Raw genomic sequence first — 8,557 nt, forward strand, 5'->3', positions numbered from 1 at the left:
TGGTGAGCCTGCAGCGGGAGCAACGCACACGAGCCCTCCGCAGCGGGCGCGGATCCGCGGTCCATGCGCGGATGAGGGCGATTCCGCGCCGCGATGCGCGAAAAGCGCGTAAGTTAAAGGGGCAAACGGTGGTAAAGCCAAGGTGGACGTCATGACACGTGATGCCCCTCGAGGATCAGAACCAGGGCCCGACGATGCCCTGGTCACGCGTCGTAGCGAGCTCATGGCGGCAGCATTGCGGGGGCTGCACGAGGCTCTTGGGGCCACGACAACCACGATCTATCTGCTGACGAGCGACGGGCGCCGGTTGTCTGCCGCCATGGCCGTGGACAACCCTGTGGCATTCACCGTGGTGCCTGGCATGGAGGTGGACGATCTGCGGTACTGCGCCGCCAGCGCCTACCAGTCCGGCGAGGTTGAGGTGTGGGAGGAGGCGGACGTCCAGCGGGTGATCTCCGAAGATCCGGCAACCTTGTTCAAGGCGCCGTTTCCCATGGTCCTCGCGTCCGCCCCGCTGCAGACTTCCGTGCGCCGGCTCGGTGTGGTCACTTTGCGCTGGGCGTCCCCCCATCCCATCAGCACTGATGTGCTGCGTCGGCTGGCCAGCACGGCGGACGTCTTGGCCGCGGAACTGGATGTGCTGGTTGAACGAGGGCTGCCGATGGTTGCGCCCCGGGTGCCCGTGTTCATTTCGCCGACGCCGCTCACTGCCCCTCGGCAGTCGGCGAACGCCTTGGCCTCTCCGCAGGCGCTGGACTTGAACGGACCCGCGCTCGCGGGAAGTACTTTCCTGTACCAGCTGGTGCAACTCGTCTCCGAACTGACGGCCGCCGTGCGGCCGCCGGAGGTGCTGTCGGCATGCTGGGAACAGATGGTGTGTCCCTTTGGCGGTGACGCGGTAATGCTGTCCCTGGCCGAGAGCGGGCGGCTCCGCATCATGGGGGCGGCGGGTCTCTCCCGGGAGGCCGTCCGGAGCGTCGACGGACTGCCACTCACCCGCCCGCACCCCGCAACCGACTGCATGGCACGCATTGAACCGCTGTCCTACGCATCGACACGGGATTTGCAGGCTGACTACCCCGGTCTTGTCCTGGGTGATGATGACCGGGCCTGGGTGTTTCTCCCGCTGATCGCCGATGGCCGCGCGGCGGGATGCTGCGCGCTCGGATTCCCGCTGTCCATCAGCCTGCGTCCGCTCGAACAGGCGCTTCTGCTGATCATGCTCGAGCACGTTGCACAGTCGCTTGTGCGCGCCCGGTCGTATGACATCGAGCATGCCGTGGCTGAGGAGCTGCAGCGGGGCCTGTTGCCGGGCAGCCTGCCGCACTTGGTGGAGGTGGAGATCGCTGCGCGATATCTTTCTGCGACGACCGGTTCGGCGATAGGTGGCGACTGGTACGACGTGGTCTCGCTTCCAGGGCGGGGTCTCGGCTTGGTCGTCGGAGATGTCGAGGGGCACAGTCTCGAGGCGGCGGCGATCATGGGGCAGCTTCGCAGCGCGGTGTGCGCCTACGCCGCCGAGGGCCACGACCCCGCGACTCTGCTCACCCGCAGCAACCGTCTCTTGGCCGACCTGGGTACCGATTTGTTCGCCACGTGCTGCTGTGTGTGGCTGGACTTGGACACCGGGAGCATGCTGATGGCGAGCGCAGGTCATCCGCTGCCCCTTGTCGCGGACCGAGAGGACTCGGTGGTGGCCGAACAGGTGCTGTCCGTCGGTCCTCCATTGGGAGTCGAACCCGACACGGTCTACCAGCAGGCAGAGATGGACTTGCCGCCCGGAGGCCTGGTCGTTGTCTACAGCAATGGCCTGCCGGCCACACGGTCTGCCGGCAGCGACATCGAGGGTTGGCTGCGTAAGAGCCTGGCCGAAGACCAGTGCCAGAACCTGGAGTTGCTCGCCGACCGGCTCACCGGCTCCGACGAGCTGGCAGCAGATCGCGAGGACGATGCCGCGCTGCTGCTCGTGCGCTACAGGGGAGGGCAGCCGGCCGTTCGCGGACACGTCGCCCGTATCTGGGTGGAGCGTCATGACCTGCACGGGGTTGCGCAGGTGCGCCGTGCCCTGCGGAGCTTTCTCCGGGAGTGGAACCGCGACGCCTTCCTGGACGACCTGGAGCTGCTTGCCAGCGAAGTCGTGACCAATGCGCTGATCCATGCCCAGAGCGACGTGGACGTCCGGCTGCGGGAGTACCCGGATCGCATCCGCATGGAGGTTCGGGACAGCGACCCGCATCCCCCGGTGCCCGTCGTCATCCTCAATACCGACGAGGACGAGCTTCGGCAGGCCGAATCCGGCCGTGGACTCCTCATCGTCGAAGCCGTGGCGTCGGCGTGGGGCAGCTCTCCGGTCGGCCCGGGAAAGGTGACCTGGTTCGAGGTCGGCACGGCAGCCTGAGGCGATCCACGCAGTGATCAGCGCGTCGGAGGCTGGTGGCCTAGACAGTCGGCGTGCTCCCGTCCTTTCCAGGCAGGGTGGCCAGTCAGCGCGCCAAACACCGCCTGAGACTCGCCCTGCTTCGCGAGCCAATCCATCCGCAAGCATCGATATCGGTACTACGGTCCTCCTGCCTGGACGCCATGCAACAGCTGTCCGAAACGCGTACTAGCCCCCGGCCGACGTCGAGGCTGCTGCGTGCCAGTCACGGCGTCAGGTCGCAGCCCCGCGCCTGCTTGTGCGCACGCAGCGCCTGCTGGCCCTCACGGCTGTGGGGCCGCCGACGACGGTCTGACGGTGTGGCACGCCCTGGAAGTGTCCGGCTGATCTCGTGAAGGCGCTGCCTGGCCGGGATGGGGCCGGCTGCGCCCGCTTGGTGGGTGCCGTACGGCCGACAGCAGCCTGGCTCCGCCGGTCGTGTCGATGGTCTAGTGACCGAGCGGCCGCTGGCCGGTTGAGGACCTCGCCGATCAGCTCCGGCTCATCGCGCTCACGCAGTACGCCATGCCCTTCTACAGCGCGGTCGTCGCCAGCCACGTCTCCGCAAGCGGTGCATAGCCATCTGGCACCCGAAGGAGGTTAGCGGCCGGGACGATCCCGGGCGTTCCAGGCCGCAGCCTCCTTCCGGTGAGCCTCAGCGTGGGGGCCGGCGGATTCCGACCGGCCCCCGCCGGCGGTTGTCGGCGTGCGCGCGAACCTGCCCCGGGCCGGGTACCCACCCAACTGGACGCTGGGACCACTGACGGCTGGCCAGGGGCGGCCGTCGGCCCAGGGCGGGCGCAGCCTTGCCCCGGTCGGGGCAGGCTGGCCGTCGCATCTGGTTCGACGACCTGGCCACGGCAGAGGGTGGCTGCACCCTCGATACCACGATCTCGCCGAAGTCAACTTCCCGTTTGCGGACCAACCCACCGCCCTTGGCGAGGTCAGTACGTCCGTTCAACATGTCGAGCAGAAGCATGACCACAACCGGCAGGGTTCGTTGGCTACTACGGTGTCATCCAAGCCGTGCAGATGGTCAGGCGAGCGTCACCGCCCTGGAAGACGGTGACGACACCCAGGGCCGAGCATCGATGACCCTCCCACTGCCACGCTGTCAAGCAACCCCATCGAGATCGGGTCAGCAGGGGTAGCGCGCTTCGGCGCGCAGTCGGGTGAACGCAGCGTCGATGATGACGAGTTCCTGAGGTGTGAGATGGTTGATGAACGCACGCTCGACGACCTCGGCATTCGTCCGAATCGCCGCCCGGATCACTTTCCGCCCCTCGTCCGTGAGTCGGATCACGACACTGCGGGAGTCGTCCACCGCGCTTTCCCGGGCGACCAATCCGCGACGCTCCAGCCGGTCGACCAGTCGGCTCGTCGCGCTCTGGCTCAGCACCACCCGCTCAGTGAGCTCTCGGACACGCGTGCCACCCGGGGGAATGTTCACCAAAGCGTCGAACTCGTTCACCGCCAGGCGGTGGTGGAGCTCGAGCTCACGCTCGAGTTCGCCCATCACAGCTGTGTACACCTCCATCAGCCCCCGCCACACACCCACCTTGAATTGCCGCGACGTCCGCGAAACCTCCTGAGCCTCCATGACCTGGAGTCTACCCAGCGTCCCACATCAATGCGTGCACATGCAGTAACTAAAGTAGAGCGCCTACCAGGCCAGAACTAGCCAGGCGGCAGTAAATACATGCGCAAGCATGATGGAGTGGTGCGTGTGAGTTCCTGTCTTCACCGTGATGGATGTGTGCTTGTGAGCAGGGGGTTCATGCTGGTGGACGAGAAAGCAGGACGGGGATGAACTGGGGGCTGTCGGCGGCCTGTCCGGCGGTCAGGACAAGCGCGAGCGGCCGGCAGCGTCGGTCGGCCGCGAGGTGGAACTTGCTGGTCAGCCCGCCGCGGGACCGCCCGAGGAGGGCGGCCTTCAGGCGGGCCTTGTGTCGTCGCCGCAGGCGCCGCCGCTCGGCCCGTTCCGGCTCGCCTTCACCGTCCTGCCCGTTCTGTCCCTGCGACGCTCCCTCTTTTGTCGTGTTCTTTCCTCCTCGAGTGCGGCCATGACCTCCTCGTCGAGTCGCATGCCGGCCGCGTCGTGGTGGGCCCGGGCGGATTGGATCTGCACCCGACGTAGATGGCGGCGACGCAGCGCCCGATGCCGGATCCGCCCCCGGCCACGATCGCCACCTGGCCTTCGACCATGCCTGCTGTTGTCATGTCCGTAGCTGGCCGTCAGTAGGCCATGAACAGGATCTCGGACCGGGAGTACTCCATGCCGGGATGCCGCTGTGCGAGGTGGGCTTGTGCGGCCTCCACCAGCTCGTCCTTGGAGCCACCGCGCAGGCGGACGCCGCAGGGGCAGTCGAGCGTGAGCGGCTTGGGTGTCGACGGCTGGGTCATCGTGTGCTCCTTGTTGTCCTTGGGGTCGGAGTCCTTGCGGTCACTGGCTTTGCGGTCAAATGCAGAACGGTCAAGGGCAAGGCGGGCTCGGGGCATCGTCGTCAACGGCGACGCCTTCCTCTTCGCAGGCGCAGGAGGCTGAGCTTGGCGATCTTCCACGATCCGTCGACCTTGCGGTACTCCTCGACGTAGTAGCCGGCGCCCGCGAATGGTGAACGGCCGCTGGCCGGATCGGGTGCGACGAAGTCTTCCATGGCCCAGATGCCCTCGGCCGTCGTGTCGTCGAGGATCGTGATCTCGGGGGTGTGGCCGTGATGGATGGACAGCCCTCCGTCCAGGTTGGCCCGGGCGCCGTCGACAAACTGGTCGCGATCGCGCCGCGGCTCCGGAGTCTTGGGGATGTCGAGCACCAGATCGTCGGTGAAGAGCGATCGGTAGTCCTCCCACCGGTGCTGGTCGAGGTATCGGAAGTACCGCGCCTTGAGCTGCTTGATCTCCTCGATCGCGAGCAGTCTTGAGAGATCGTCCACAGCTGCCATCTCTTCAGCTCGGAGTGCGGGTGAGAACGCCCCCTCCGTTCTGTGAATCTAGTTCAATTTTCCATCGCTGCACAGGTCGCATCTTGAATCGATCTCGAGACTGAGCGTAGGCTGCACGTCACACTGACCCGCAGGGAGCAGCTCGACGAGGAGTTGGATGTGTCCGTGATTCGGTCTCGAGCCGTGAACCAGGGGCGACCAGCGACCTGGCCGCAGGCCAAGGCGATTGCCGGCCAGATGGTGGAGTTCGCCCGGCAGTTCGAGGGCATTCGCTACTACGAGATGTATGTCGACGAGGACGCCATGCGGCTGGTGAACCTTGCCGAGTATGTCGACGAAGCCGCGTGGCGGGCCTGGATTCAAGCCAACAAGCCACTGGGCGCCGAGCTGATGAGCACGGTGGACGTCGCCGCGATGGAGGTCTACGGTGAGCCCTCGCCCGAGCTCGAAAAGTCGATCTTGAGCTACGCGTCCGCGACGATCTACTCGACCCTTGGAACCGAGCCGGCCGGTTTCTGAACCCCGTTCCCGAACGCTAGGGGTGAGCCATGTCTGTTGACGTTGACCTTCCCGTCATCCCGCTCGGCGAGGAGAGCACCTGGCAGACGTTGCAGGAGCATCTTGCCAAGGCGCGAGCCGTCTCACGGTTCGCCCGTACGGACAGCGGGCTCGTATTCGCGCTGCGCCACGCCGACGTCGACGCCATCTTGAGGTCTGATGAGTTCGAGTTTGGTGACCTGATCGCGTCGTTCGGCCGCTACGACGGTGTCTTCTATGACTGGTGGCACCGCACGATCTCCTCCTTCAACCCGCCGCAACACACGCGGCTGCGACGGCTGCTCGGCGGTGCGTTCACGCCCAAGCGACTGAAGCCCCAGCGGCAGGCGATCACCGATATCGTCAACGAAGCGCTTGACCCGTGCCTGGAGAAGGGGTACGTCGAGGCCAAGGACTTCGCTCACGTCATCCCGCTTCGGGTCATGGGCGACGTGCTCGGCATCCCGCGGGAGCAGCACGCGTTGTATGAGGACCTGACGCAGATGGTGGCGATGGGGTTCCAGAACGGGACCGCGGAAGATCCCGAGCTCGTCAAGTCGGTCGACGACGCGGTGATCAAGCTCGGTGAGTACAGCCGGACCGTCATCGAGGAGAAGCGGCGCAACCCCGGCCCGGACCTCATCACGGCGATGCTCGAGGAGCGCGACGGCGTCGAGCGCCTGACCGAGCAGGAGCTGCTGGACCACATCATCTTCATGCTGTTCGCGGGGCACGACACCACGAAGAGCGCGTTGCCGATCGCCATGATGCTGCTCGCGAAGTACCCGGACCAGACCGAGCTCATCCGGCAAAACCCCGACCTCGCCAAGGACGCGGTCGACGAGATCACGCGCTTCGAGCCGGCCGTCCTGTTCACCACGCGGCAGCCCATCACGGACATCGTGTGGAAGGGACAGTTTCTACCCAAGGGGATTCCGGTCGGGCAGTGCCTGGTCTCGGCCGGCCGCGACGAGGAAGGCATGCCGGACGCGGACACGTTCAACATCCAGCGGGGCGTGTACCGTCCCATTTCCTTCGGCTCCGGCACCCACTTCTGCCTCGGTGTCAACCTCGCGCGCCTCGAGCTTGAAGAGGCTGCGGATCCTCGCCACCCGTACGAGCAAGCTGGAGCTGGAGAGCGAGCCGCAGTGGACGCCATACAAGTCGGTTCGTGGCATCAAGGAGCTGCGCATTCCGCTCGAGGCACGCTGAGGACCATCGCGTGCCGGGAAAGGATGACTCACTCATGCGGTTGAGCGACGTGGCCGCCATCGACGCCGAGCGCTTCCGTCGGGTGATGGGAAACTACCCGACGGGAGTCGCCATCGTCACGACGATGACCGCTGACAACCCGATCGGGATGGTGGTCGGGTCGTTCACGTCGGTGTCCCTCGACCCACCGTTGGTGGCCTTCCTTCCCGACAAGAGCTCGTCCACCTACCGGCGCATGGGCACTCCGCAACGGTTCGTCGTCAACGTGCTGAGCTCCGAACACGAGGCACTGTGTCGCCAGTTCGCGTCGAAGGCCGTGACGGACAAGTGGAGCGGCGTGCCATGGCGCCCGTCGAGATCCGGGGCTCCCATCCTGGAGGCGGCCGTCGCCTGGGTCGAGTGCTCGTTGCACACCGTCTATGACGGCGGTGACCACGACATCGTGCTGGGCAGGGTGGTCTCCCTGGACACGGGCAGTCCCGCCATGCCACTGCTGTTCTTCCAGGGCGGCTATGGCCGGTTCTCGCCATTGTCCCTGATGGCTCCGGCCGAGGGTGACCTACTCAAGCACGTACGGATCGCCAACATCGTGCGGCCGACGATGGAACGCCTGGCGGCGGATCTCGGGGTTGAGTGCGTCGCCCAGTGCGTGGTCAACGATGAGCTCGCCTCTATCGCGAATGCCTCACCGCCCGGCCGGGTGCTCGCGCCCTCGCGGGTCGGCGCGCGGCTGCCCTTCGTGCCGCCGTATGGCAGCCTGTATGTCGCGTGGGCCGACCCGGCGGCGATCGACCGGTGGGTCGGCAAGGTCACGCGCAGTCATGGCATCTCTCGCGAGCGGCTGATGGAGTCGCTCGAGCGCGTGCGGCAGCGTGGCTGGTCGCTGGGTCTGGTGGCCGACGTCCATCCTGAGGTGGATGAGGCGCTTGCCGAGCTGGCCCGCGGTGACGACAACCGGGACACGCAGCGCAGACTGATCTCCCTCATGCAGGAGGTCGGCGATCTGTTCGAGCCGGAGGACCTGGACACCACCACGTCACACCATGTGCGTTCGCTCGGTGCTCCGGTCTTCGGACCAGACGGTGCGGTCGAGCTCGCGCTGAAGCTGTACGACTTCCCCGACGCCCTGACCTACCAGCAGGTCATGACCTACCAGGCTCGCCTTGTCGAGGCGGCGCGCGACGCATCGGATCTTGTCGCGGGCGCCCTGGGAAAGGCCGCAGTCCTCAGTACCCCCAAAGTCGTCATGGAGCCCAGTCGCAAGGAGCAGTCGCACCATGGAAGACACGAGCGTGGCCACGCCTCCCCAGGTTGAGATCGAGCAGCGCTACACGTTTCCCGCCGGCACGGTCACCTTCGCGGTGATTCATCGGGAGTTCACCGAGAAGGCGATGCTCACATACGAGGGACAGCCCGGCGTCGCCGAGATCCTCAAGAAGATTCGCGAAGA

At 66.2% G+C, this 8,557-nt stretch carries 7 protein-coding genes and 1 pseudogene; 4 read left to right on the top strand and 4 right to left on the bottom strand.

All coding sequences use genetic code 11. The features are described from left to right. Positions 1–151: 151 nt before the first annotated feature. A complete protein-coding gene (locus AB0M62_RS32750; protein ID WP_366077980.1) occupies positions 152–2,398 on the top strand; it encodes an ATP-binding SpoIIE family protein phosphatase in 2,247 nt (748 codons plus the stop codon). A 1,156-nt stretch (positions 2,399–3,554) separates the two neighbouring features. Here AB0M62_RS32750 and AB0M62_RS32755 read toward each other — a convergent pair. The 4 genes and pseudogenes from AB0M62_RS32755 to AB0M62_RS32770 form a co-directional block, all read right to left on the bottom strand. Next, positions 3,555–4,016 (bottom strand): MarR family transcriptional regulator, encoded by a 462-nt coding sequence (locus tag AB0M62_RS32755; RefSeq protein WP_366077981.1) that lies wholly within the window; start codon positions 4,014–4,016, stop codon positions 3,555–3,557. Positions 4,017–4,212: 196 nt separating this feature from the next. Next, positions 4,213–4,338: pseudogene (locus tag AB0M62_RS32760) on the bottom strand (IS5/IS1182 family transposase); the annotation flags it as partial. A gap of 313 nt (positions 4,339–4,651) precedes the next feature. After that, positions 4,652–4,819, bottom strand: a complete 168-nt coding sequence (locus AB0M62_RS32765; protein ID WP_366077982.1) for a hypothetical protein — start codon at positions 4,817–4,819, stop codon at positions 4,652–4,654. Positions 4,820–4,920: 101 nt separating this feature from the next. Continuing rightward, positions 4,921–5,358 (bottom strand): nuclear transport factor 2 family protein, encoded by a 438-nt coding sequence (locus tag AB0M62_RS32770; protein WP_366077983.1) that lies wholly within the window; start codon positions 5,356–5,358, stop codon positions 4,921–4,923. 159 nt (positions 5,359–5,517) lie between these two features. Between AB0M62_RS32770 and AB0M62_RS32775 the strand changes: the two genes are divergently transcribed. From AB0M62_RS32775 to AB0M62_RS32785, 3 genes are read left to right on the top strand one after another with little or no spacing between them, the layout of a single operon-like run. After that, positions 5,518–5,877 carry a hypothetical protein gene (locus tag AB0M62_RS32775; RefSeq protein ID WP_366077984.1) on the top strand — a complete coding sequence of 120 codons (360 nt, stop codon included), beginning with the start codon at positions 5,518–5,520 and terminating at the stop codon, positions 5,875–5,877. A 29-nt stretch (positions 5,878–5,906) separates the two neighbouring features. Then, entirely contained in the window at positions 5,907–7,151 is a 1,245-nt protein-coding gene (locus AB0M62_RS32780) for a cytochrome P450 (RefSeq protein WP_366077985.1), read from the top strand. Beyond that, positions 7,142–8,422: a flavin reductase gene (locus AB0M62_RS32785; RefSeq protein ID WP_366077986.1), complete on the top strand. Its 1,281-nt coding sequence runs from the start codon at positions 7,142–7,144 to the stop codon at positions 8,420–8,422. The genes AB0M62_RS32780 and AB0M62_RS32785 overlap by 10 nt, the downstream gene beginning before the upstream one ends. The last annotated feature ends 135 nt before the right edge of the window (positions 8,423–8,557 follow it).

The organism is Streptomyces sp. NPDC051219 (assembly GCF_040682335.1).
GTDB lineage: Bacteria > Actinomycetota > Actinomycetes > Streptomycetales > Streptomycetaceae > Streptomyces.

Excerpts from the sequence above, each read along its gene's own strand:
- AB0M62_RS32750 (WP_366077980.1), top strand. The coding sequence starts at position 152 with ATGACACGTGATGCCCCTCGAGGATCAGAACCAGGGCCCGACGATGCC.
- AB0M62_RS32755 (WP_366077981.1), bottom strand. The coding sequence starts at position 4,016 with ATGGAGGCTCAGGAGGTTTCGCGGACGTCGCGGCAATTCAAGGTGGGT.
- AB0M62_RS32765 (WP_366077982.1), bottom strand. The coding sequence starts at position 4,819 with ATGACCCAGCCGTCGACACCCAAGCCGCTCACGCTCGACTGCCCCTGC.
- AB0M62_RS32770 (WP_366077983.1), bottom strand. The coding sequence starts at position 5,358 with ATGGCAGCTGTGGACGATCTCTCAAGACTGCTCGCGATCGAGGAGATC.
- AB0M62_RS32780 (WP_366077985.1), top strand. The coding sequence starts at position 5,907 with ATGTCTGTTGACGTTGACCTTCCCGTCATCCCGCTCGGCGAGGAGAGC.
- AB0M62_RS32785 (WP_366077986.1), top strand. The coding sequence starts at position 7,142 with ATGCGGTTGAGCGACGTGGCCGCCATCGACGCCGAGCGCTTCCGTCGG.